The sequence below is a fragment of the Prochlorococcus marinus str. MIT 9314 genome (assembly GCF_000760035.1).
GTDB lineage: Bacteria > Cyanobacteriota > Cyanobacteriia > PCC-6307 > Cyanobiaceae > Prochlorococcus_A > Prochlorococcus_A marinus_B.
Genome location: NZ_JNAO01000013.1, coordinates 183,819 through 206,466, shown reverse-complemented (window position 1 = coordinate 206,466; position 22,648 = coordinate 183,819). Strand labels below are relative to the sequence as shown.

Annotated in this window: 28 protein-coding genes; 13 read left to right on the top strand and 15 right to left on the bottom strand. The window is 31.5% G+C overall.

Features of this window, described 5'->3' with window-relative positions:
* Nucleotides 1-337: 337 nt before the first annotated feature.
* Nucleotides 338-1,060 (top strand): class I SAM-dependent methyltransferase, encoded by a 723-nt coding sequence (locus EU98_RS00915; protein ID WP_032516423.1) that lies wholly within the window; start codon nt 338-340, stop codon nt 1,058-1,060.
* 132 nt (nt 1,061-1,192) lie between these two features.
* Here the strand turns inward: EU98_RS00915 and lexA are convergent, their stop codons facing one another.
* The 6 genes from lexA to EU98_RS00945 form a co-directional block, all read right to left on the bottom strand.
* On the bottom strand, nt 1,193-1,846 hold the full coding sequence (gene lexA / locus EU98_RS00920) for a transcriptional repressor LexA (protein ID WP_428844173.1): 654 nt from the start codon (nt 1,844-1,846) through the stop codon (nt 1,193-1,195).
* An 18-nt stretch (nt 1,847-1,864) separates the two neighbouring features.
* Nucleotides 1,865-2,791, bottom strand: coding sequence for an ornithine carbamoyltransferase (argF, locus tag EU98_RS00925; RefSeq protein ID WP_032516422.1), 927 nt, complete (start codon nt 2,789-2,791; stop codon nt 1,865-1,867).
* A 28-nt stretch (nt 2,792-2,819) separates the two neighbouring features.
* The gene (ftsH, locus tag EU98_RS00930; RefSeq protein WP_032516421.1) at nt 2,820-4,682 is read right to left on the bottom strand and encodes an ATP-dependent zinc metalloprotease FtsH; all 1,863 of its coding nucleotides are present in this window, start codon (nt 4,680-4,682) and stop codon (nt 2,820-2,822) included.
* Nucleotides 4,683-4,795: 113 nt separating this feature from the next.
* Nucleotides 4,796-5,890: a bifunctional diaminohydroxyphosphoribosylaminopyrimidine deaminase/5-amino-6-(5-phosphoribosylamino)uracil reductase RibD gene (gene ribD, locus EU98_RS00935; protein WP_032516420.1), complete on the bottom strand. Its 1,095-nt coding sequence runs from the start codon at nt 5,888-5,890 to the stop codon at nt 4,796-4,798.
* A gap of 15 nt (nt 5,891-5,905) precedes the next feature.
* Nucleotides 5,906-6,406 carry a DUF3122 domain-containing protein gene (locus EU98_RS00940; RefSeq protein WP_032516419.1) on the bottom strand — a complete coding sequence of 167 codons (501 nt, stop codon included), beginning with the start codon at nt 6,404-6,406 and terminating at the stop codon, nt 5,906-5,908.
* Nucleotides 6,381-6,662, bottom strand: coding sequence for a hypothetical protein (locus tag EU98_RS00945; protein ID WP_029976516.1), 282 nt, complete (start codon nt 6,660-6,662; stop codon nt 6,381-6,383). Before EU98_RS00945 ends, EU98_RS00940 begins: the two co-directional genes overlap by 26 nt.
* 53 nt (nt 6,663-6,715) lie before the next feature.
* On the opposite strand from EU98_RS00945, the gene EU98_RS00950 reads away from it, so the two are divergent.
* The gene (locus EU98_RS00950; protein WP_032516418.1) at nt 6,716-7,990 is read left to right on the top strand and encodes a bifunctional cobalt-precorrin-7 (C(5))-methyltransferase/cobalt-precorrin-6B (C(15))-methyltransferase; all 1,275 of its coding nucleotides are present in this window, start codon (nt 6,716-6,718) and stop codon (nt 7,988-7,990) included.
* 13 nt (nt 7,991-8,003) lie between these two features.
* Here EU98_RS00950 and EU98_RS00955 read toward each other — a convergent pair whose 3' ends face one another.
* Nucleotides 8,004-8,912, bottom strand: a complete 909-nt coding sequence (locus EU98_RS00955; RefSeq protein ID WP_032516417.1) for an NAD(+) kinase — start codon at nt 8,910-8,912, stop codon at nt 8,004-8,006.
* A 71-nt stretch (nt 8,913-8,983) separates the two neighbouring features.
* Nucleotides 8,984-9,991, bottom strand: coding sequence for a phenylalanine--tRNA ligase subunit alpha (gene pheS / locus EU98_RS00960; protein WP_032516416.1), 1,008 nt, complete (start codon nt 9,989-9,991; stop codon nt 8,984-8,986).
* A gap of 68 nt (nt 9,992-10,059) precedes the next feature.
* Here pheS and surE point away from each other — a divergent pair, with 68 nt between their 5' ends.
* Nucleotides 10,060-10,869, top strand: coding sequence for a 5'/3'-nucleotidase SurE (gene surE, locus EU98_RS00965; RefSeq protein WP_032516415.1), 810 nt, complete (start codon nt 10,060-10,062; stop codon nt 10,867-10,869).
* On the opposite strand, the gene EU98_RS00970 is transcribed toward surE, so the two are convergent.
* Nucleotides 10,849-11,382 (bottom strand): DUF3611 family protein, encoded by a 534-nt coding sequence (locus EU98_RS00970; RefSeq protein WP_032516414.1) that lies wholly within the window; start codon nt 11,380-11,382, stop codon nt 10,849-10,851. The two genes, surE and EU98_RS00970, sit on opposite strands and share 21 nt — an antisense overlap.
* Before the next feature lie 68 nt (nt 11,383-11,450).
* On the opposite strand from EU98_RS00970, the gene EU98_RS00975 reads away from it, so the two are divergent.
* The 5 genes from EU98_RS00975 (at nt 11,451) to EU98_RS10175 (ending at nt 14,115) form a co-directional block, all read left to right on the top strand.
* Nucleotides 11,451-12,374 (top strand): bifunctional riboflavin kinase/FAD synthetase, encoded by a 924-nt coding sequence (locus EU98_RS00975; protein ID WP_032516413.1) that lies wholly within the window; start codon nt 11,451-11,453, stop codon nt 12,372-12,374.
* A gap of 7 nt (nt 12,375-12,381) precedes the next feature.
* Nucleotides 12,382-13,437 (top strand): thiamine phosphate synthase, encoded by a 1,056-nt coding sequence (locus EU98_RS00980; protein ID WP_032516412.1) that lies wholly within the window; start codon nt 12,382-12,384, stop codon nt 13,435-13,437.
* Entirely contained in the window at nt 13,427-13,636 is a 210-nt protein-coding gene (gene thiS / locus EU98_RS00985) for a sulfur carrier protein ThiS (RefSeq protein ID WP_032516411.1), read from the top strand. The genes EU98_RS00980 and thiS overlap by 11 nt, the downstream gene beginning before the upstream one ends.
* A 112-nt stretch (nt 13,637-13,748) precedes the next feature.
* Nucleotides 13,749-13,916 (top strand): hypothetical protein, encoded by a 168-nt coding sequence (locus EU98_RS10025; RefSeq protein WP_072165475.1) that lies wholly within the window; start codon nt 13,749-13,751, stop codon nt 13,914-13,916.
* Between the two features lie 67 nt (nt 13,917-13,983).
* A complete protein-coding gene (locus EU98_RS10175) occupies nt 13,984-14,115 on the top strand; it encodes a hypothetical protein (RefSeq protein ID WP_011376917.1) in 132 nt (43 codons plus the stop codon).
* Nucleotides 14,116-14,119: 4 nt separating this feature from the next.
* Here EU98_RS10175 and larB read toward each other — a convergent pair whose 3' ends face one another.
* From larB to ispF, 3 genes are read right to left on the bottom strand one after another with little or no spacing between them, the layout of a single operon-like run.
* Nucleotides 14,120-14,776 (bottom strand): nickel pincer cofactor biosynthesis protein LarB, encoded by a 657-nt coding sequence (larB, locus tag EU98_RS00990; RefSeq protein ID WP_032516410.1) that lies wholly within the window; start codon nt 14,774-14,776, stop codon nt 14,120-14,122.
* A complete protein-coding gene (locus tag EU98_RS00995; protein WP_032516409.1) occupies nt 14,773-15,219 on the bottom strand; it encodes a TIGR03792 family protein in 447 nt (148 codons plus the stop codon). The genes larB and EU98_RS00995 overlap by 4 nt, the downstream gene beginning before the upstream one ends.
* On the bottom strand, nt 15,216-15,716 hold the full coding sequence (ispF, locus tag EU98_RS01000) for a 2-C-methyl-D-erythritol 2,4-cyclodiphosphate synthase (protein ID WP_032516408.1): 501 nt from the start codon (nt 15,714-15,716) through the stop codon (nt 15,216-15,218). The genes EU98_RS00995 and ispF overlap by 4 nt, the downstream gene beginning before the upstream one ends.
* A gap of 230 nt (nt 15,717-15,946) precedes the next feature.
* Between ispF and EU98_RS01005 the strand changes: the two genes are divergently transcribed.
* The 4 genes from EU98_RS01005 (at nt 15,947) to EU98_RS10020 (ending at nt 19,543) form a co-directional block, all read left to right on the top strand.
* Nucleotides 15,947-17,035, top strand: a complete 1,089-nt coding sequence (locus tag EU98_RS01005; protein ID WP_032516407.1) for a hypothetical protein — start codon at nt 15,947-15,949, stop codon at nt 17,033-17,035.
* 90 nt (nt 17,036-17,125) lie between these two features.
* The gene (locus EU98_RS01010) at nt 17,126-18,982 is read left to right on the top strand and encodes a carbamoyltransferase family protein (RefSeq protein ID WP_032516406.1); all 1,857 of its coding nucleotides are present in this window, start codon (nt 17,126-17,128) and stop codon (nt 18,980-18,982) included.
* A 2-nt stretch (nt 18,983-18,984) separates the two neighbouring features.
* The gene (locus EU98_RS01015; protein WP_032516405.1) at nt 18,985-19,377 is read left to right on the top strand and encodes an SxtJ family membrane protein; all 393 of its coding nucleotides are present in this window, start codon (nt 18,985-18,987) and stop codon (nt 19,375-19,377) included.
* 4 nt (nt 19,378-19,381) lie between these two features.
* The gene (locus EU98_RS10020; protein WP_193743044.1) at nt 19,382-19,543 is read left to right on the top strand and encodes a DUF5989 family protein; all 162 of its coding nucleotides are present in this window, start codon (nt 19,382-19,384) and stop codon (nt 19,541-19,543) included.
* Nucleotides 19,544-19,621: 78 nt separating this feature from the next.
* Here the strand turns inward: EU98_RS10020 and trmD are convergent, their stop codons facing one another.
* Together trmD and era are read right to left on the bottom strand one after the other, a co-directional pair.
* Nucleotides 19,622-20,359, bottom strand: coding sequence for a tRNA (guanosine(37)-N1)-methyltransferase TrmD (trmD, locus tag EU98_RS01020; RefSeq protein ID WP_032516404.1), 738 nt, complete (start codon nt 20,357-20,359; stop codon nt 19,622-19,624).
* Nucleotides 20,360-21,271 (bottom strand): GTPase Era, encoded by a 912-nt coding sequence (era, locus tag EU98_RS01025; protein WP_032516403.1) that lies wholly within the window; start codon nt 21,269-21,271, stop codon nt 20,360-20,362. It abuts the gene before it with no gap.
* Nucleotides 21,272-21,309: 38 nt separating this feature from the next.
* Between era and EU98_RS01030 the strand changes: the two genes are divergently transcribed.
* Complete coding sequence (locus EU98_RS01030) at nt 21,310-21,837, top strand: hypothetical protein (protein ID WP_032516402.1); 528 nt, start codon at nt 21,310-21,312, stop codon at nt 21,835-21,837.
* A gap of 53 nt (nt 21,838-21,890) precedes the next feature.
* Here EU98_RS01030 and EU98_RS01035 read toward each other — a convergent pair whose 3' ends face one another.
* Complete coding sequence (locus EU98_RS01035) at nt 21,891-22,628, bottom strand: Bax inhibitor-1/YccA family protein (protein WP_032516401.1); 738 nt, start codon at nt 22,626-22,628, stop codon at nt 21,891-21,893.
* Between the last annotated feature and the right edge of the window lie 20 nt (nt 22,629-22,648).

Here is a 22,648-nt window from a genome sequence, read left to right as displayed (position 1 = left end):
AATAATTTCACTTTTTTAAGCCCTGTATAAATTGGTTTAAAAATTTATTAAATATGAAACAGTTTAAATATCAAAAATTAATTCTATTTGAAAAATAAATTTTTAAAAAAATGATTTCTAGAATCAAATTTTTTATTTCTAAACTTTTTATTTATAAAAATTTTTATTTTATAAAATTTTAAATTTTTCATAGAGCGATTATTAGTTATTTGAAATAATACAACTATTAGTAATTGCTTTAGTATATTTTCAAGTATTTTGAACTCTTAACATTTTGCACTTAATAAATAAATCGAATAAGATACTCAAGTTATTAAAGATAATTTAATTATTAAAGATGAAAACCTTAGTTAAAAATCTTCTATTAAAAAATTTACTCGAAAAATCATCTAGAATAATTTATTATCTGACTCCAAGAGAATTTAAGGAAGATAGTTTAATAAATAAGCTTAATAAGCAAAAATCTGAAGAAATTTGGGAGGTATTTTCAACTGAATTAAAAAGAAGTCAGAGGTTTTTTGATATCAAATCAATCAGGAATTATGCAATAAATTTGGCTTTAGAAAACCAGATTAATAATACAGATGAACTTTATTCTTTAGAATTTGGTGTGTGGAGGGGGGAAAGTGCAAATTTTTTCTCAAAATTTGTCAAGCAATTTTACGCATTTGATAGCTTTCAAGGTTTCAAAGAAGAATGGGAAGGAAATGCTCCTAAAGGAAGTTTATCTTTGGGTGGTAAATTACCTAAATTAAATAAAAACGTTAATCCAGTAATTGGTTATGTTGAAGATACACTAGATCAATTTTTAAAAGAATTTAACCCTAAAATAAATTTTGTTCATTTGGATATGGATATTTATAATCCAACAAAATACACATTAGAAAAAATTAAACCATTTCTTGTAAAAGGTTGTGTAATTATATTTGATGAACTTTATAATCATATTAATTGGAAAGAGGGAGAATATAAAGCACTCATAGAAGTTTTTGAAAGAAATGAGTTTAAATACAAAGCTTTTAATATGAATGCGGGACAAGTCGTAATACAAATTAAATAATTTTTAAACAGCATCAATATTAAAAAATTTAGTTTCCTTTGGTACCGTTAGAATTTGTAAATTTTATATATCTTTTTAAATTAAGAAAAAGAAAAATTTAATTTTTATTTCTAGTTCTGATAGTTACAAAATTTAGATTTTTCTCCAAACTGCTAAAAGTTTTCCTTGAAAAATAACTTCATCTAAATTTAATTCAATAGGTTCGTAAGCTTGATTTGCAGCCTCTAGAAATATTTTCCCTCCCTTTTTAACGAAATATTTTAATGTAGTACCTAACCCCGGAACCAATGCACTAACAATTGTTCCATTCCTTAGAGAATAGGAATCATTAATAGGCTCCATCAAAACCATATCTCCATCTGCAATACATGCATCTATCATCGAATCGCCATTAACCGTCAAAGCAAATATATCCTTTTTTGTTAAAACATCTGAAATATCTAAATTCTCTTTGATATCAGAGAAAGTCTCAACTAATCCACCTGCTGCAACAGAGCCCAAGATTGGTACTCCTTCAATTATTTCATCAACAATTTGGAGTGTTCTAGCTTTGCCCTCTTGCCAAGAGATATAACCTTTTTCTTGAAGATGCTTTAAACGACTTTGAATAGGGGCAGGAGACTTAAGACCCATAGCCTGCATCATTTGCCTTATAGATGGACTATGTTGAAAATCTTTCATATAAACTTTTATCCATTCATAGAGCTCATTTTGAGCCTCTGTAAGATTTTCAGAAGAATCAACCACAATACAAATGTTCGCTAATACATTTGTACCTCTTTTCAAATGCTAATGCAAGTAACTCTAGGAAAGCAAGCACGCTAAAAGAGCTTGTTGAGCATGCATCCTATTTTCAGCTTGATCAAAAATTCTACTATTCTTACTTTCAATTATCTCATCTGTTATTTCTTTTGATCTATAAGCAGGAAGGCAATGAAGAATAATTGCGTCTTTATTTGCTTTACTAACTAAATTACTATCAATAGTAAATCCATTAAAATCTTTATCCTTATCTTCCTTTTGATTTTCTTCGCCCATCGATGACCAGACATCTGTATAAAGAACATTTGCTCCTAAAACAGCTTTATTAGGATCATTAGTGATCTTTAATAAATTCTTATTTTTGTATATTTTTTTTGCTTTTTGAACCACCATGGAATTGGGTTCATACCCTTTGGGGCATGCGATTCTTACTTCCACCCCCAATAATGCGCCGCATAAAATTAGAGAATTTGCAACATTATTACCATCTCCTATAAATGTTAAAACGACTTTTTTAAAATCAAAAAATTCCTCCTTAATTGTTAAAAAATCTGCTAGGGCCTGACATGGATGTTCCAAATCGGTAAGAGCATTAATAACTGGTTTAGTAGACCAATTGGCGTATTCTTCCACATCTGAATGATTAAATGTTCTAATTGCAATTACATCGCAATATCTGCTAAGTACTCTTGCCGTATCCTTTATTGGCTCTCCTCTTGTTATTTGTGAGGTTGTAGGATTCAGATCAATCGTTTTGCCTCCAAGTCTTGACATTGCAACTTGAAAACTAACTCTTGTGCGGGTTGATGACTTATCAAATATTAAACCTAATACTTTGTTATTTAGATCAATTTTAAAATCTTTATTCTTAAAATTTTCTGCAAGGTCTATAAGATAAAGGACCTCTTCAGTGGATATATCCAAGCTTGATAAAAAATTTTTATTAGCAAGCTTGATTGGCTTTAGCATCTAACTTTGTATAAAGACTTAAATTCTATTATGCAGGCATTTTACTTTCTGCTAAGAGATTCTTAAGATCTTCACCTTCAATAACCTCTTCTTTGAGAATTTTTTGAGAAATTGATTCAAGAAGAGGTAAATTATTTCTCAAAATATTAAGTGCAGTTTCATGAGCATCATCAACTAGATCTCTAACCTCTTTATCTATTGCTTGAGCAGTAGCATCACTAACAGATCTTCGAGGATTATTTCCATTACCTAAAAACTGCCCTCCTCCTTGTTTGTCGTAAGCAAGGGGGCCTAGTATATCACTCATGCCAAATGTACCCACCATTTGCTCAGCAATGTCAGTTGCTCTTTGCAAATCATTTGAAGCTCCTGTAGTAATCTTTCCAAAGACAACCTCTTCCGCAGATCTTCCTCCAAGAAGTGTTGCGATTTGACCTTTTAGTTCATCTTTGGAATTTAGGAATCTTTCTTCAGTTGGCAGTTGAAGAGTATAACCAAGAGCACTCATACCTCTTGGTACTATAGAAATCTTTGCAACTTTTGAACCTCCAGGCATAAGATGACCAACTATTGCATGACCGACTTCGTGATAAGCAACTACTTTCTTTTCATCATCTTGCAAAACACGACTTTTCTTCTCCAACCCTGCGACGACTCTCTCTATAGCTTCACTTAAATCCTGTTGTTCTACACTTGTCCTTTTAGCTCTTGCTGCAAGTAAAGCTGCTTCATTTACCATATTTGCTAAATCTGCCCCAGCGAATCCACTAGTAGCTTGGGCAATAGAATCTAAATCAATTGAATCGGCTAGCTTAACCTTTTTTGTATATATTTCTAATATAGTTTTCCTTCCAGATAAATCTGGTCTGTCAACCAAAACTTGCCTATCAAATCTACCAGGTCTTAAAAGTGCTGCGTCAAGAACTTCAGGTTGGTTTGTTGCTGCCAGTACAATCACAGGCTTATCAGTAGATGCAAATCCATCCATTTCAGTGAGAAGTTGATTTAATGTTTGTTCTCTCTCATCATTACCACCAACTACTCCCATCGATCCTGAACGACTTTTACCGATAGCATCTAATTCGTCAATAAAAATAATGCAAGGAGCTTTTTTCTTGGCTTGTTCAAATAAATCTCTTACTCTTGCTGCACCTGCACCTACAAAAAGTTCTACAAACTCTGAACCAGAAATAATAAAGAAGGGAACTTCTGCTTCACCAGCCACAGCCTTTGAAAGAAGAGTTTTTCCTGTTCCTGGAGGTCCTACAAGGAGTACCCCTTTAGGTATTCGCGCTCCAATATCAGTATATCTTTCTGGTCTCTTTAAAAAATCAACTATTTCTGTTAATTCGTCCTTAGCTTCATCAACTCCTGCTACATCCGCGAATGTTACTTTTGATTCATCATCTGGAACATAAACTTTAGCTTTACTTTTAGTAAAACTTAGAGCCCCTTGAGCACCTCCACCTCCCATACTTCTTCTGGCGAAGAATTGTAAGACAAGGATAAAAATCAAAGGAGGAACAACCCAACTTAATATGGTTGAGAAGAAATTAGGTTTCTTTGGGGGGGCAGCAGCAAACTCCACCCCTTTACTTTCTAACCTTTGAGGAAGATCCATATCAAAAATTGGGGTTGTTGCTAACACTGAGGGGGCACCCTCTTCAGCTCCATTCAACTCATACCTAATTTGTTCTTGGGTAATATATGCTCTTTTTACCTCTCCATCATTAACTTGATCAATAAATAAGGAGTAAGGAACCCTAGGGATTTGCATATTTTGGTTAGGGAAAAGGCTACTAAATAAAAGTAGTGCTCCAACTCCTATCAAAATGATATTTACAATTCCAAATCTTCTATTAGGTTGATTATCGTCTTGTCTTATTGGCATAATTGTGATCAATTTTGAACTTATTATAAACTAAACCAACAGTTTCCGTATCTGTATTATTTTTTATGGGTAAGAACCGTACGGTACTTTAACCATATAAAAAATCCTAAAAATTAATTTTTGAATGAACTCTTAACGCATATATCATCCCCAATCAAACTAAGCTGAGATTCGCTTAATTTGATAATTTCATGCATTTCTCCAAACTCAAAATCCCCAAAGGGATTCATACTATTTTCTCCTCCTAAAATTTTTGGAGCAATAAAAGTTATAATTTCCTGAATACAATTAGTTTTAATAGCAGATGTAGCCAATCGAGGGCCACATTCCCACAAAACTTTATTACATCCCCTTTTAGCAAGTATTTTTGAAATTAACTCTGGATTATCTGATGATACCTTTTCAACTTCAACAGACTTTGGAATCCTAGTTAGGTAGTTTTCATTTGCTGTTGAAGAATCATAAATAACTAATGTTTTTGCCTTATTACAATCCCAAAGATTAGATTTTGTTGGCAGGTCTAAACTTTTTGTAAACACAACCCGCAAAGGCTCAGGATTTTTTAAACCTCTAGTAGTTAAGAGGGGATTATCTCTTCTTAATGTGTTTCCACCAATGATTATTGCATCAAATTCCGCTCTAAAAGAATGTACTAATGCCCTTGATTCTTCATTAGTAATCCATTTACTTTTTCCATTTTTTAAAGCTATTCTACCATCAATACTCATTGCCCATTTAAAAACACCAAATGCCTTTTCAGTAATATTCCTATGAATGAAAGCCTTATTTAAATCTAAGGATTCCTTTTTACATAATCCTAAGTGAACTTGTATTCCAGCTTCTTTTAGCAGTTTAATACCTTTTCCAGCGACTCTTACATCAGGGTCTTCAATAGATATATAAGCAGTTTTTATCCCAGAGGATATCACCTTATCTACACATGGAGGTGTTCTACCCTTGTGGCAACAAGGTTCAAGATTTACATATATTGACCCACCTTTAGCATCTTTTTTTAAATTATTAAAAGCCATTGCCTCTGCATGAGGCATCCCTGCCTTGAAATGAAACCCTTCTGAAATAAGCTTTCCATTATTATCAAGTATTACTGCTCCCACCCTTGGGTTTGGACTCGTTGTGTTTTTGCCTAAAGAAGCCAAAAAAATTGCTCTTTTCATCCATTTTGTATGGTTTACATTTTTTTCAGTCATCTCCAAAAATCAAATTCAGTTTATTGATCTCCACTCTTTAACAACAAAAGGAGGAACAGGTAACTCAGAAAAAACTCCCGACAAAGATAATCTTAGTGGTCTATTTTTATCTAAATTTTTAATCAATTCATCAAGATCGAATTCTGCTGCAGCTTGTCTTCCATCATTTGCTAATTCAACATTAAGTAATGTTTTATCATCTAAAAGCCACTGTTTTCTCCCTGATTCAACCCTCAAGTCAGTGGGATGATCAATCCTGAGATTTCCTGGATATCCTATTACTCTCAAGATCAATTTATCTTCAAAAAAAGGTGATTTATAAGCCACTAATTGCCAAGTTTCAAAGTCCAAATCCCTTAAAAACTCACTACTAGCATTCATTAATGCCCCATTTATTTCTGTTTCTGCAACTTCTGCGGATACTTTTAATGGGTTGAAAATAAATGATAGTAATAAAAGTAAAGGTAATATTTTTTTTAAAAAAATATTTTTATTTGATTTTGTAATTTTCTTCATTTTCAGAATCCATCAGAGCATCTAGAGTAACAGCTGTTCTTACAATAGCTTGATATCTTTTGATTATTTTACGATTTTTTTCTATAACTCGAGATAAATTCAAAGTATCTTTTTCAGAGTAGCTAGATGTTAAATCGTTAGAATCTTCTTCAATAAATTCAAATTCACTATCTTTATTTATTAGAGTTAATAATAAATCATGTAATCTCTTTCTTCTTTCAGACAATTGATTTATTATAAAAGCTCGAACAATCATAAGATAATTTAATAAAACATTCAAATAGGTAAGTTTCTTTTAATTAAATATTCATGACTGAAAAAAAAAGAAAAATTCATGTAGTAGGAATTAATTCTTATAAATTTGAGGATCTATCTTTTAAATTACAAAATTTATTTCAAGAAACAGTTTCTATTGCAGTTCCAAATTCATATTTTGAAGAAATAAAATTATGGAGCAAAAATGGTTTAGAAAAAAAGAAATTATTTTTTTCGAGCAACAGTAATGAGGAACTTGTTAACTGGCTTAGATCACAAAAGTCTGATGTTATTTTAATTTCAAGAGGAGATCCACTTTGGTTTGGTATTGGGAGAATACTACTAGAAAATTTTTCAAAGGATGAATTAAGTTTCTACCCTTCAAATACTTGTATTCAATTAGCATTTAGTAAGTTAAAGATCCCATGGCAAGATACTGTTAATGTGAGTATTCACGGCAGAGATTCGAATAGGTTCGTAGAGGCCCTTAAGACAAGGCCTTCAAGTTTGGCTATTCTTACAGATTCAAATAACAAGAGTTTAGAAATAATCAAAAAAAACTTATCAGAATTAAATCTTATTGACTTCTATGATTTTTGGCTCTGTGAAGAGATTGGCTTGGAGAATGAAAAGATAAGAAAATTAAATCTCAAAGAGTCTTTACCATCAGATATATCAAGTTTGAACATTATTGTTCTTAAAAAAACAAAGAAAAATTACTCAAATAATAATCTCCCTCTTTTCGGAATCAGTGACCATATTTTTAAGACTTTTGATGATAGACCAAACTTATTAACTAAAAGGGAGATTCGCGTTCAAATATTAGCTGCTTTAGAGCTCCCAAGAAATGGAGTCATCTGGGACATAGGAGCAGGTTGTGGGTCAATTGGTTTGGAGGCACTAAAATTAAGGCCTAATTTGGATTTGTTTTGTATCGATAAAAGGATTGGCTCAAAAGAATTAATACTAGAAAACTCGAAGAGGCTTGAAGTCAAACCAAAATTTATTCTTGAGGAAGACATAAATTACACCTTGAATATGAATAATTTAAGTTCTCTTGAAAAACCTAATAGATTAATAATTGGAGGATGTGATAAAAAAACTAAACTCCAGATTATTAATAAACTAGCTCAAGATATGGATATTGGAGACATTATCGTTATCCCAATAATTAATATTCAAACTATTAAAGAATTGAAAGAGGAATTAGAAGATAAAAATTTCAAAACAAATTTAAATTTAATTCAGACCTATAAAAGCTTAAGTATTGCGGAGGGAATGAGACTAGAACCAAATAATCCTGTTTTTCTATTAAAAGGGAAAAAATAAATTTAAGTAATAGTTATTTATCAGGTTTAGCCACATGGGGTAAACCCCAACCTAGTTTATTTCTTAAAACTTGGAAAAATTCGTGATCTTCAAGTCTAATAAATTTTACTGAGTGTTTACTTTTTCTTATTAAAACCCTATCTTCAGGCCAAACATAACAACCAGCATTGCCATCAACCACCATTACTAACCTTTCAGGAGTTGCAGGAAAAACAGTTACTGGCTCAGAATCATTAAAAACCAACGCCCTAGATGCTAATGAATGTGGAGCGATTGGGGTTAATTGCACGACTGGACAATCAGGTGTGATAACTGGTCCTCCAGCACTTAGAGAATAGGCGGTAGAACCAGTTGGAGTAGATAAAATTACTCCATCAGCTGAAATATCCACAGGAGCATGTCGACCTATAGAAATTTCAAAGTGACACATACTTGTTAGAGGTTCTCTATGAAGCGCCATCTCATTAAGGCAAAGAGACTCCCATCTCCTCTGATCATTCCTCATTACACTAATGATAAAACAAGTTCTTTCTTCAATATCCCAATTTCTAGCAATTATTTTATCTATAGCCTCATCTAGGTTAGATAAGTAAGCTTCCGCAAGAAATCCTAAATGACCAGTATTTATTGTAAGAATTGGAATTCTAGCAGGTGCAGTTTGCCTTGCAGCAGAAAGTACGGTCCCATCTCCGCCAAGAACAATTGCAAATTCCATTGATGAGTCAAACCCCTCAGGGACACAATTCGTATATCCCAAAGGACGAACATGTTGATCAGGATTAGCGAAACCAACCATCCCTCCAGAGCTACTAACTCTTACAACTTCAAAATTAGATTTTTCCAATTTTTTTTGAACAGAAGTTGCAGTTTGAACAGCTAGTTCCTTTCCATCATTAACGATTAGTCCTGCTTTACGTACCAATCAAAAAATTAAAACTAGGACTATCTTAAACTAATTTGTTGGACAATCCTAATTTAAAAATTAAATACTATTTAGAACTGTTCTAAGAATCTAATATCATTTGTATAAAATTTTCTGATGTCGTCGATCTGATGTCTCACCATACAAAATCTCTCAACTCCTAATCCTGCAGCAAAACCAGTCCATTTCTCAGAATCTATTCCTATTTTTTCTAAGACCTTTGGATCAACCATTCCGCAACCCATTACTTCTAACCATTTACCTTTCCACTGGACGTCTACTTCTGCTGAAGGTTCAGTAAATGGGAAATAACTAGCTCTAAATCTTACAGGAATATCTCCAAAAAAGGCCTTTAAAAATGTAAGAACTGTTCCTCTTAAATGACTAAAATTAATGTCTTGATCGATACATAAAACCTCAACCTGATTAAATACAGGAGAATGCGTAGCATCTACTGCATCTCTCCTATATACTCTCCCTGGAGCAATAATTCTTACTGGAGGAGGATTCTTCTCTAAGTACCTTATCTGAACAGGAGAAGTATGGGTCCTTAAAAGTCTATTTTCATCTAAGTAGAAAGTGTCCTGCATATCTCTTGCGGGATGATTTTTAGGTATGTTGAGAGACTCAAAATTATAAAAATCAGTTTCTATTTCAGGGCCACTTTCAACTGAGTATCCCAAACCACAAAATATGTCTATTATTTCTTCTTGAGTTGAAATCAAGGGATGTTTATTCCCAGGGGGTGTTCCAATTGAAGGGATAGTTACATCAATTTTTTCTTTTTTAATCTTTTTATCTAAGGCTTCGCTGTTTAGTTTACTTTTTCTTTCATTTATTTGTTCTTGCAAATTAATCTTTATTAAATTTGCCTTCTGGCCAATAATTGGTCTATCACTAGCAGATAATTGACCCATTGTTTTCAAAATAATTGATAAATCACCTTTTTTCCCTAGCAAGGAAACTCTCAATTGATCCAGTTCTTCATGAGTATTAGAATTGTCTATATTATTTTTTGCTATTAGAGAAAGATTATTTAGTTTTTCCTCAATTTGACTTAATGATTCAATTTGACTCACTGATATAGTAAAAATAAGTATTGCTTTATCTTACTTAAATATCGTCCATAAATAAAATTTTTTGATTAATGAAACCGTTAAACATATTAATTAGCAATGATGATGGTGTTTTCGCAGCGGGGATAAGAGCATTAGCAAAATCAGCCAAAAAAAGAGGACATAAGGTAAAAGTAGTATGTCCTGACCAAGAAAGATCAGCTACTGGTCATGGTCTTACTTTACAATCCCCATTAAGAGTGGAAAAAGCTGACGAGTTATTTGGACAAGGAATTGAAGCTTGGGGATGTTCTGGCACACCTGCTGATTGTGTCAAATTAGCACTATCTGAACTCTTGGATCATAAACCTGATCTGATACTATCTGGAATAAATCACGGACCCAATTTAGGGACAGATATTTTTTGTTCAGGCACAGTCGCTGCAGCTATGGAAGGCACTTTAGAAAATGTTCCTTCCATGGCAATAAGTGTTGCTAGTTTTAAATGGAAGAATTTTGAATTTGCTGGAGAAATTGCAATGAATGTTGCCGAACAAGCAATTAATGATAATTGGCCAGCTTCACTTCTACTAAACTTGAATATACCTCCTTGCGAGAAAAGCAAAATCAAAGAATTATCCTGGACAAGATTATCGGTAAGAAAATATAAAAATCAATTTTCCAAAAGGGAAGACCCGAGGGGTGATGATTATTATTGGTTAGCAGGTGAAGTTGTTTTAGACCTTAAATCGAAAGGTTATGGTCCTAAGAATTGGCCTAGCGATGTATCTCAAATACAAGAAAATAAAATATCTCTTACACCTGTAGAACCAGATTTATTTTGGAGAGGTAACCTAGATGACTTACCTAAAATTAATAATTCATTTGTAAATCCTTCTTAAAAGCCATAAAGAAAAACAAAGTCCAAAAAAATGAGCAGCAATAACTTGCGTGTTACTGAGAACTGATAATATTTCAAGACCAGTAATTGGGATATCAGATGTCGCTGTTATCAATTGTCCGGTTGTTTGTGAGGATGCTTGTATAAATAAGGCTCCCATAAGAGCTTGATATCCAATTAATCCAAACAAAATTCCTAATAAATCGACTATGAGACCTCTTTTTATTAATTTACTCGTTTGTCCTCTTGAAGGTCTTGCATTGCTTGAGATTGCTCTACCCGTTCTAACTATTAACCAACCTTGCCAAAGACTAAAAAGTAGTAAAATCAAGGAAATTGTTGTAAGTGATAGTCCAGGCGCTAAGCCAAGCTGTCCTTCGCTATTATTAACAACATTAGAAAACAGCAAAACAGCTGCAACAACAACACCTAAAATGGATTGAACCCAAAAGCGTATCCATCCAACACGCCTCATTCCAAATGAAAGGGACTGAAAATCAATTTTGTCTGACATTCATTTGATTGAATAAATTGTAATCTATTCAAATTTGCCATCAAAATCATAAAATTGCACGTAATCTTTTGATCTCTTTACTATCGCCATCTGAAGTTAAGAATCCCACTTCAATAGCTATTGGGAGTTTTGATGGACTTCATGCCGGCCACAGAAAATTAATAAAAAGTGTTGTTGAAGACAATCTATATACCCCAACAATTGCGAGCTTCTGGCCTCATCCTAGAGAAGTTCTATACAAAGAGACTCGCCTTAGACTTGATTTACCTGAAGAAAAACTATCTATTCTTGAAGATCTCGGGATTGAACAATTAGTTCTGATTCCTTTTGATAAGGAACTATCTAAATTTAGTGCAGAAAGATTTGTAAGAGATATTTTGATAAATCAATTACAAGCAAAAAACATTTCTGTGGGTGCTAATTTTAAATTTGGTTTTAAAAGAAGCGGAGACATAAACACTATAAAAAATATGATTAAAGACACGGATATAAAACTAAAGATTACTCCAATTTTAGAAGATAAAGAAGGTAGAATCAGCAGTAGCAGAATAAGAGATTTATTAGAGAAGAGTGATCTGAAAAATGCCTTCAAAATTCTTAATAGGCCTTATAGTTTTAATGGAAAGGTTGTCAAAGGTAAGGGTATTGGGAAAAGTATAGGGTGGCCCACCGCAAATCTTGAAATAGATGGAAGAAAATTTTTACCTGGAGAGGGAGTCTATGCAGCATGGACGACTATAGAAAATTCCAACCAAAAAATTGAATCTATTATGAATCTTGGCTCTCAACCAACAATAAATCCCTTATTGCCATCTGCAGTTGAAGTTCATTTAATGAATAAAGATATAGATCTATATGGTTTAAATCTATCTGTAGAACCAGTTGAAAAGCTTAGATCTCAAATCCAGTTCAATAACGTTAAGCAACTTTCTAGTCAAATTAAAAATGATAGAGAGAATGCCCTAAGAATTTTTAAAAACTACAAAAAATAAATTACAAATGCTGAATTCCAATACTGAAGACACTGAAGATTTAAGAATTTATCAAATTATTGACGCTAATCTAGACCGAGCTAGAGAAGGATTAAGAGTTCTAGAAGATTGGGCTAGATTTGGTCTGGGCAAAGAAAAATATGTTGAAAGGATTAAAAATTTTCGGCAAATTTTAGGAAAAAATCATTTAGAAGTTTATAAACAATCTAGGAATCACATTGAGGACAAATGTAAAGGATTGACTCATAAAGAGCAATTCAACAGAAAAACTTCTGAGCAAATTATAAGTTCTAATTCAGCCAGAGTTCAAGAAGCATTACGAGTCATAGAAGAATTCTCAAGGCTTCAGAATCATGAGCTTTCAAAAATAGCTTCTGAAATTAGATATGAAATTTATACTATTGAAATTGACTTATTGAGTTATAGCAAGTTAAAGAAGTCGGAGGAAATTTTAAAAGAAAATGACTTATATGTAATCACAGATCAAAAAGACAATTTATTAGAAATAATAGAAGAGATTTTAATCGCTGGAGTAAGAATTATTCAACATAGATTTAAAACGGGAACTGATCAAGATCATCTTCAAGAAGCAATTCAGATTAAAAATCTATGTAAAAGATATAATTCTCTGTTTATCGTTAACGATAGACTTGATATAGCTTTGGCAACTAACGCTGATGGGATTCATCTTGGTCAAGACGATTTAGATTTAAAAACCGCAAGGAAACTATTAGGATATTCAAAAATTGTCGGTATAAGTGCAAATAATGCAATTGATATTTCAAATGCTCTTAAAGAGGGTTGTGATTACATAGGAATAGGGCCAGTATTTGAAACTACAACAAAAAAGAATAAAATACCTTTAGGTATTGAAAATATCAAAAAACTTACAAAGGATTTAAATATTCCTTGGTTTGCTATTGGAGGAATCAAGTCAAATAATATTTCATATTTAAAAAGAAATGGGTTTAAAAAAGTTGCCTTAGTTGCGGAATTAATGAATTCTGAAGATCCTAAAGAAGACGCTATGATGATTCTAAAAAAGTTGTCTCATGAAAATTAGGGTAAATGGAGAAGAAACAAAAATAGAACTTGATCAAGAAAATGCTCTACTATCTACAGCTCTTCACCATATGGGATATAAACCAAACACAATTGTAGTGGAATTAAATAATTTAATTATAAATTCAATGAAATGGGAAAAAGTGAAGCTTAAAGATGGTGATAATTTAGAAATTGTTTCAATAGTTGGTGGTGGATAAAAGAGAAATATTTAATATATTAAAAATCTTCATAATTTTTTAAGTTTAGGCTTGAAACAATAACCAAATTTCTCCTTTTTTCGTTTTATATTCTTAATACTTAAATTTAACAATGAAAGAAAAAATTGATAGCAACTCAAGGTCTTTAAAATGGGAGCAAAATGGGGAATTAGCACATAAAGATCTCTCCGAGCTGATTGAAAGATTAAAAAATGTAGAAAGTGAACATACCTCATCTGAGCTGTCTAGATTAGGTGCAAAATCAAACATAAAAGATTAAATTTGTTACTTAGATCTTGTTTTTATAGAAATTTGTATCAAATTAAAAATACTGAATATAAAAATAAATGCCGAAAAGATTTCCAGAGTGGGTAAATACAGAAGTCGTGATAAAAGCAATCAAAATGAGAGAAGAAGGAATGCTATCAAAACAACTAAATTTATGGATAGAAAACCTATTAGAAATCGAAAAAAAGTGATTATTTAGGAAATACTTTTAATTATTCTGAGAGCCGCCATTGCTGCTCCGTAACCATTATCTATATTCATAACTGCAATACCTGGAGAACAGCTTGATAACATACTATTTAGAGCAGTTGCTCCATCCTTGCTGACGCCGTATCCTACAGAGACAGGTACTGCAATTATCGGTTGAGCCAACAATCCGCCCACAACTGTTGCCAATGCTCCTTCCATTCCAGCACAAACTATTAATACATCATATTTATTAATTTCTTCTAACTGACTCATCAATCGATGAAGTCCCGCCACTCCAACATCTATAAAAGATTGACAATTCACTCCATAAATTTCGAGCGCTAATTGTGCTTCAAGTGTTACGGCCAAATCGCTTGAGCCGCCTGAAATTATGGCAACTTTTTTATTCGTAATTATTTTTTTTAAATTTTTCCCAATTGTCAGGCAATTTGCTTCTTCATGGAATCGTGCATCATCATACAAATCTAAAAGATAATTAGCCTTTTCACTATTAATCCTAGTAATGAAAACAACCTCATTTTTACTTAATACATTTACACATAATCTTTCTAATTGGTCGATACTCTTATCTTGCCCCCAAATAGCCTCAATGAGTCCAAGCCTATCTCTTCTTTGAAAATCAAACTTGATATCAAAATTCATCTTTGTTTATCTAATTCTCCCTCATAAATCAATTTAAAAGGATTACTGCCTACATTTAGAGCAGCTTTAACATTATCTTCAAATTTTTGTTGAACTACATTTACTTCTGACATTGGTATGCTTTTCCATAATTTCTTACTTTTCCAATTTACTAAAATTAAAGCTTCTTCTTTTTCTTTATCCCAAAATAATTGTCTACCCAAAAAACCATCTTGAGAAGATAACCATGGCTCCCATATTTCTTTTTCCGCATTTAGCCAAGCTGCTTTTACATCAGCAGGTACTTTAAGTCTTAATTCCTCTATAACCATTTCACTTTGAAAATTATCCATAGTAAAAGCTTTTAAATTTGGAATATCAGATTGAAAAATCAAAACTACTAAGCAAATTAATACTAAACAAAATTTTTGAAATTTTTTTTTCAAATTTAAATTAAATTTCATTTTTTCTCAAGTAGTACTACTGAATGACAACTTATACCCTCTTCTCTCCCTTCAGGGCCCAATTTTTCATTAGTAGTTGCTTTTATCCCAATTAAATTTTCATCAATGTTTAAGATCTCAGAAATATTTTTTTTCATTAGTTTTATGTGTGGCATGATTTTTGGCCTTTCAGCAACAAGAACACTATCAATATTATTTATTTCCCAACCATGATGTCTTATCAAGTCAATTACTTTTGATAACAAAAACAAGCTATCAGCATTTTTCCATTTTTTATCAGATGGAGGAAAATATTTTCCAATATCTCCAAGAGAGAGAGCGCCTAATAATGCATCCATTATTGAGTGACTAAGAACATCAGCATCACTATGTCCATCAAGCCCTAAATTATTGGGATGTTCTAGTTGCACTCCTCCAATTATTAAGTTTCTACCCTTGACTAATCTATGGATATCATACCCATTTCCAATACGGAAGTTTGGTGATTTTTTTTTCATATAATAACCTTTCAAGAAATTGAAATTTATAAAAAATTTGGAATTAGTTTTCTCACGTTAAGTGTGAATTATATTGTCACTATTATATATTTAATTAGATGATCTGTTTTTAATTACAGAGTATATGTAAATCAAAAGTATTTTCTAAAAAATTTTTTTTTGAATTTTTTTTGTTTTCAGATAAAAATTCCTGTACCGTAATTATTAAAATTTAGTTTTTAAACTTTTCAATGAAATTTAAAAAAATTATATTTTGGAATTTAATAATTCTTATTTCTACATTTGGATTACTAGAAATATTTGCAAGAAATTTTTTCCCAGAATTTAAAAATAGGGAAAGTTATTCTCTTGAGAAAGAAAATTTAATTTATGGAAAAATTCTCAATAAAAATTTTTTCAAAAAAAAATATAAAAATATTTGGATTTCTAGAGTGATAAATGAAAATCATAAATTTGACTATAATAATAAAGATTTATTCATAGTTTTAGGGGACTCTATTACAAACGGTTTTGGAATGCCATATGAGGATATTTATTGGGTAAAAATGCAAAAAAAAGTTTTATTAGATAAAAGAATTAATAACAATATAGAATTTCTTGCACTTTCCGATTACGGAAATAATTTAAATGACTCCATTAAAACCATCAATGATATTAAAGATGATTTTAATTCTTCGATAAAATACATTATGTACCAATTTAATTTTAACGATTTGATTCCATTGGAACTTCAAGGAGCCAAAAATCCTGATAAAACAAAGTTTAAAAAGCTTCTTGCTCAAATAAAATACAGTTCTCTTGAAAAATCTGTCTTTTTTAATTGGTTTGTACATTATATAGGTGCTAGCAAAAGATATTTAGAAAACTGTGAAAACGGAAGTAGTTCACTTTTGAATTCATATTCATTTACGTTTGGAAGCAAAGGCTTTGAAAGCTTATCTCAAAAAGCTTGGAAAGAGTTTGAAAATCAGATTAAAAAACTATCGATAATTTCAAAAAATTTAGACGCAGAACTTTTTATTTTCATATCTCCAATTTTATACGATATAGATAATAAGGGGATACATAAATATCATTCCCCAAAATATATAAACTACGGATGTGCAACAATAAATCCTAGAGAAAAGATAAATAAAATTTCTGAAAAATTAAATATTAAAGTTCTAGATCCAAAAGAATACTTAAAGAAAGGTTTTGATTCCTATTTAAAAGAGAACAACTTCCAACCTTTTTTCTATACAGCAGATCCAAATCATTTCAACAATAAGTCCTCAGAATATATTGCAGATTATCTATACTTTAATATTTTTACAGATTAAAATATTGGATTGTTATAGTAAGAATCTATTTAAATTTATAATTTCCAAATGATAAAGTATTTATATAATATTTATATAATATTTAATTAAATGAGCACATATATTATTGGTATATCTTGTTTTTATCATGATAGTGCTGCAGCACTTATTAAGGATGGAGAAATAGTTTCAGCTGTTCAGGAAGAAAGGTTTACACGAAAAAAACATGACTCAGGATTTCCAATAAACGCTATTCGATATTGTTTGAATTCCCATAATATTAATTTAAAAGACGTGAGCAATATAGTTTATTATGAAAAACCTTTACTTACATTTGAAAGACTTTTGGAAACATACATCGGTGTTGCACCAAGAGGCATGAGATCTTTCATTGCAGCAATGCAGGTTTGGATAAAAGAAAAAATATTTTTGAAGTCAGAATTAAAAAAGAAATTTAAATCTTTACAGAAAGAATTGTGCCCATTAGATGATTTTGACATGCCTAAATTCCTTTTTGCTGAACACCATCAATCTCATGCAGCTGCAGCATTTTATCCAAGTAAGTTTTCAGAATCTGCGATATTATGCATGGATGGGGTGGGGGAATGGGCTACAACTTCTTTATGGATAGGGAAAGATAACAAATTAAAGCACCTATGGGATATCAGCTTCCCTCATTCATTAGGTCTAATTTACTCTGCTTTTACTTATTATTGCGGATTCAAAGTTAATTCTGGCGAATATAAATTAATGGGGTTAGCACCTTATGGTCAACCTAAATTTGTTCAAATAATTAAAGAAAAACTTATTGATATTAAAGATGATGGAACCTTTAGATTAGATATGAATTTTTTTAAATATCATAGAGGCTTCAGGATGACTAGTAGTGCATTTCACAAACTTTTTGGTCAGAAACCTCGTGCTAGTGAATCTGAGTTGACAAGTTTTCACATGGATTTAGCTGCCTCTATTCAACAAGTCACAGAAGAAATTGTTTTGAAGCTTGCCAAATCTATTAGGCAGGAAACTGGTATTGAAAATCTTTGCTTAGCAGGGGGAGTCGCGCTTAATTGTGTAGCTAATGGAAAGTTGCTCAAAGAAAATATTTTTAAAGAAATTTGGATACAACCCGCCAGTGGAGATGCTGGTTCTGCAATTGGAGCAGCCTTACTCGGCTGGTATGATTTTCATAAAAAACCTAGAAAGGTTAATCCCTTTGATTCTATGAAAGGCACTTATCTAGGATGTGAATATTCAAATAATGAAATTAAAAAATATTTATTAAACGTAAAAGCTAATTTTAAGGAATTACAAGATAAGGAACTTTTTGAAAAATTAGCAGAACTTTTAGATGATGGTAAAGTTATTGGTTGGTTTAATGGTCCAATGGAATTCGGGCCAAGAGCGTTAGGAGGAAGATCGATAATAGGAGATCCAAGAAATATTAAAATGCAGAGCGTTATGAACTTAAAAATAAAATATAGGGAAAGCTTTAGGCCTTTCGCACCCTCAATATTAGAGGAAGATGTCTCTACACAATTTGAATTAAATATAAAAAGTCCATATATGCTTCTTGTTGCCCCAGTACGTGAAGAACTTTGTAAAAAAATGAGTACTAAGGAAGAAAATCTTTTTGGTATAGACAAATTAAATATAATCCGTTCAGCAATACCAGCAGTTACTCATATTGATTATTCAGCAAGAATTCAAACAGTAAATCAGAGAACAAATCCAAGATATCATGGATTAATAAAAGCTTTCAAGAAGAGAACTGGCTGTTCAAGTGTTATAAATACCTCATTTAATGTAAGAGGTGAGCCTATTGTTTGTTCTCCTCAGGATGCTTATAGATGTTTTATGAGAACTGAAATGGATGTTTTGGTTTTACAAAATCAGTTACTTTTTAAAGAAGATCAACCAAAGTTAGAAATTGATGAAACTTGGATGGACAAGTTTGAACTAGATTGATCATGAATAAATTATTAACTAAAAAAAGTCTTAGAGAATTCGGATTAATTTTTGGATTTGGATTGCCTTTAATTTTTGGATTTTTAATACCACTAATTTTTGCTCATTCATTTAAAGAATGGACAATTATAGTAGGTTTGCCATTTGTCTTTCTAGGAATCATTAAACCTAATTTGCTCTATTTTCCCTATAAAATATGGATGAAAATAGGAAATATTTTAGGTTGGATAAATAGTCATATTATTTTAGGATTAATTTTCTTTTTTGTTCTTATACCAATATCTATAATTATGAAGTTTTTTAAATATGAGCCTCTAAAAAGAGTGAATGGTAATGTAAATTCATACAAAGAAATTACAAAAGGAAAGAAAATAAACCTTAAGAAAATTTTTTAGCATTATGTCTGCATTTTTTGAACTAATTCAAGATATCTGGGATTTTCTAAAAGTCCGCAAAAAATATTGGTTAGCGCCTCTAATAATTACAATTGTGATAATGGGTGCTTTAATAGTTATCACTCAAGGTTCAGTTGTAGCTCCATTTATTTATTCAATATTTTAATTTAAAAAAATACAGCATATATATAAAAAATACATATATTGATTTTATGAATAAGATTTTCTTATTGAGATTTTATAATTACATATCCCAAAACCATAAATCTGCTTCATTATTATTGTTTTGATCATTATAGAATTTATTTTTAATTAAATCTTTTCTTCTTTTTACAGTTCTATTAAACCTTTCTTCATTCCTCCAAAGTTCTATTTGTTTATGATTTCCGCTAATTAGGACATCAGGTACTTTCATTTCTCTAAAAACTTGAGGTCTAGTATATTGAGGATATTCTAATAAATAAGAGTTGTGACTTTCATCTACTAACGACTCGGAATCTCCAAGAGTCCCAGGAAGTAATCTAGATACGCCATTTATTATTGATATAGCAGGTATTTCACCTCCAGAAAGGACATAATCGCCTATCGATATCTCTTCATCAGCTAAACATCTAATCCTTTCATCAAAACCTTCATATTGACCACAAATAATTATTATTTGATCCAAAGTGGACCATCTCGCAAGATCCTTTTGCTTTAAGACTTTACCCTGAGGGGTCATCAACAAAGTTTTACTTTTAGGTGATTTTGTAATTGATTCATATGCCTTATAAATAGGTTCAGGTTTTAATACCATACCTGCACCTCCTCCATAAGGCTTATCGTCTACTTGTCTGTAAGAACCTTCTCCATATTCTCTTAAATCATGCAAATTTACATCGATCAAATTCTTATCTAAAGCTCTTGTTATGACTCCTAAATTATTTATTAATTCAAAAGCTTTAGGGAACAATGTAATTACATCAAAATTAAAACCACTCATCTAGAATTCTTCCTCATAACCAAACTCCATTAACCTTGATTCTTTTTTTCTCCAATTTGGAACAACTTTTACAAACAACTCAAGGTGAACTGGACCATCAATTAATGTTGACATATTTGATCTTGCTGACTGACCAATCATTTTTAACATTGAACCTTTCTTTCCTATAAGAATGCCTTTTTGAGTAGATCTTTCAACAATAATAGTGGCCAAAATAGCTGTAAAAACTTTGCCATTTTTTCTTTTCATTTCCTCTCTCTTTTCTATCTTTACTGCGACACTATGAGGTACTTCTTCTCTTGTATTTTTTAATACCTGTTCTCTTACCAAATCAGATAATAAGTTATCTAATGGTTGGTCGCAAATCGTCTCTTCGCCATAAAGTTTTGGTCCCTCAGGAAGAAATTTAAGAGCCATATCGACTAGTTCAGAACATCCTTCTCCTTGAGAAGCACTTACAACTTGAAAGTTTCTATTAATCCCAAAAAATCTTCTATATTGATCTAATCGTAAATTCCTAAATTCTTTATTAACCAAATCCCACTTATTCAATGCAACAATAAAATCAGTTTTATTTGCGAGTAAAAAGTTCAAAATATATTCATCACCTCTACCAGGTTTTTCACTTGAATCAATTACAAAAATTATCATATCAACTCCATTAATTGCAGATTTTGCATTTTTTACTAAAATTTCTCCAAGTCGATGATGAGGTTTATGCACGCCAGGCGTATCGACAAAAATTATTTGCCCATTTTTTGTAGTAAGTATTCCTTTTAATTTATTTCTTGTAGTTTGCGCTATTGGAGAAGTAATTGTTATTTTTTCTCCAATCAATTTATTTATTAAAGTAGATTTACCCACATTTGGCCTTCCTAGTAAAGTTACAAACCCAGATCTATAATTGGTCAAAGACTTTTAATGCATCAATAATAAAATTCTGAACAAAAATGGAAAAAAAAACCATAGATTTAAAAGAAGCTTCGTTCACACAAGCAATAAACATATCCGCACAATGGTGCAAAGAGTGGGGTGAAGATCTACTCAGCGAAGAGGTTTTAGCAGATAGAATCGCAGAGCTAACTAGAACGAGAAATGGACTCAGAGGATTTTTTGCATATGCTTTATCAGATAAAGACTGTTTTTTGTTAGATAAACTTCCTTTTTCACTAATTTACAAACTGAACGAAGGTGGTGATGCTGTAACAGATATAGTAGTAAAAAATTTAATAATGAGTTCGGCTCAAATTATTATTCATCAAAGAAATAATAATCATGAATATGAGATAACATCGAAAAATATTTCAGATAGATGCAAGGCTATTTTAAAACTGTTAGAAACTAAGTCAGTTACAAAGTCTGTCAATCAAGTCCTTAGAGACTTAGATGATATGGGCAATAGTTTTGATAATTCAGTAAAGTATGACCCAGAGCAAAAGGAATTTATAAAAAAACAAATTCTTGATATCGCCCAATAAAAAAGCGTAGAAACAAATCTACGCTTTAGGTTTAATTGTTTAAGTTAATGTGTTTAGTCTCTTCTTCCGCCGCCTTGAAGTGCAATCATTAATCTTAAAATAAAAACAAAAAGATTTATATAAGTTAAATACATACCTAAAGCCCCTGCAAGGTATTGCTCATCATTATATCTTCTTGGCATTGTATAGAAATCGACAAATGACATTGCAACGAATAAGACTGTTCCAAAACCTGCAATAATCAATTCGAGTCCTGAACCTCCAAAAAAGGCTGGAGCAAAGAATCCTCCAATTAATTGAACAAACATTGCTATAAGCAGTCCTATCAGCCCAAGACCAACTACCCCACTTAGTGCTTGACCAACACTATCACTCATTCTTTGGCCAGTATAAGAGGCAATAACGAAAGTTATACCTGTAGCTAATGCAGCTGTTCCAACAGAACCAATACCAATGGTTCCTATTGCTAAAGCAACTATTCCACTTAAGGTGAATCCAGTTAACAAGCTAAAGCCTGTTAATAAAGGCAAAGCCTTTGCATTATTTGCATTATTTGCAGCACTTGTGGCTATAAAAAACAAAACCAATTCTGCAATTAATGCAACTATTGAAAGAGGCTGGAAAAGCCCAGGATTTGTTGCTATGAGTGAGACACCTGCTAAAACGCCTAAAGAAGTTAGAACCATACCTCCACCTACGTAAGGTAAAGCTTTTTTAACAACGTTAGGTCCAACAATTGAACTAGTTTGTGCTTCACGAATAGCTTGATTGAAATTACTACTTGCAGGCATTTTCTTTTTTAAATATGTTT

Bases quoted from the DNA above. Each gene is read 5' to 3' on its own strand.
- EU98_RS00915 (WP_032516423.1), top strand. From the start codon at position 338: ATGAAAACCTTAGTTAAAAATCTTCTATTAAAAAATTTACTCGAAAAA.
- argF (WP_032516422.1), bottom strand. From the start codon at position 2,791: ATGCTAAAGCCAATCAAGCTTGCTAATAAAAATTTTTTATCAAGCTTG.
- ftsH (WP_032516421.1), bottom strand. From the start codon at position 4,682: ATGCCAATAAGACAAGACGATAATCAACCTAATAGAAGATTTGGAATT.
- ribD (WP_032516420.1), bottom strand. From the start codon at position 5,890: ATGACTGAAAAAAATGTAAACCATACAAAATGGATGAAAAGAGCAATT.
- EU98_RS00940 (WP_032516419.1), bottom strand. From the start codon at position 6,406: ATGAAGAAAATTACAAAATCAAATAAAAATATTTTTTTAAAAAAAATA.
- EU98_RS00945 (WP_029976516.1), bottom strand. From the start codon at position 6,662: ATGATTGTTCGAGCTTTTATAATAAATCAATTGTCTGAAAGAAGAAAG.
- EU98_RS00950 (WP_032516418.1), top strand. From the start codon at position 6,716: ATGACTGAAAAAAAAAGAAAAATTCATGTAGTAGGAATTAATTCTTAT.
- surE (WP_032516415.1), top strand. From the start codon at position 10,060: ATGAAACCGTTAAACATATTAATTAGCAATGATGATGGTGTTTTCGCA.
- EU98_RS00970 (WP_032516414.1), bottom strand. From the start codon at position 11,382: ATGTCAGACAAAATTGATTTTCAGTCCCTTTCATTTGGAATGAGGCGT.
- EU98_RS00980 (WP_032516412.1), top strand. From the start codon at position 12,382: ATGCTGAATTCCAATACTGAAGACACTGAAGATTTAAGAATTTATCAA.
- thiS (WP_032516411.1), top strand. From the start codon at position 13,427: ATGAAAATTAGGGTAAATGGAGAAGAAACAAAAATAGAACTTGATCAA.
- EU98_RS10025 (WP_072165475.1), top strand. From the start codon at position 13,749: ATGAAAGAAAAAATTGATAGCAACTCAAGGTCTTTAAAATGGGAGCAA.
- EU98_RS10175 (WP_011376917.1), top strand. From the start codon at position 13,984: ATGCCGAAAAGATTTCCAGAGTGGGTAAATACAGAAGTCGTGATAAAA.
- larB (WP_032516410.1), bottom strand. From the start codon at position 14,776: ATGAATTTTGATATCAAGTTTGATTTTCAAAGAAGAGATAGGCTTGGA.
- EU98_RS00995 (WP_032516409.1), bottom strand. From the start codon at position 15,219: ATGAAATTTAATTTAAATTTGAAAAAAAAATTTCAAAAATTTTGTTTA.
- ispF (WP_032516408.1), bottom strand. From the start codon at position 15,716: ATGAAAAAAAAATCACCAAACTTCCGTATTGGAAATGGGTATGATATC.
- EU98_RS01005 (WP_032516407.1), top strand. From the start codon at position 15,947: ATGAAATTTAAAAAAATTATATTTTGGAATTTAATAATTCTTATTTCT.
- EU98_RS01010 (WP_032516406.1), top strand. From the start codon at position 17,126: ATGAGCACATATATTATTGGTATATCTTGTTTTTATCATGATAGTGCT.
- EU98_RS01015 (WP_032516405.1), top strand. From the start codon at position 18,985: ATGAATAAATTATTAACTAAAAAAAGTCTTAGAGAATTCGGATTAATT.
- EU98_RS10020 (WP_193743044.1), top strand. From the start codon at position 19,382: ATGTCTGCATTTTTTGAACTAATTCAAGATATCTGGGATTTTCTAAAA.
- trmD (WP_032516404.1), bottom strand. From the start codon at position 20,359: ATGAGTGGTTTTAATTTTGATGTAATTACATTGTTCCCTAAAGCTTTT.
- EU98_RS01030 (WP_032516402.1), top strand. From the start codon at position 21,310: ATGGAAAAAAAAACCATAGATTTAAAAGAAGCTTCGTTCACACAAGCA.
- EU98_RS01035 (WP_032516401.1), bottom strand. From the start codon at position 22,628: ATGCCTGCAAGTAGTAATTTCAATCAAGCTATTCGTGAAGCACAAACT.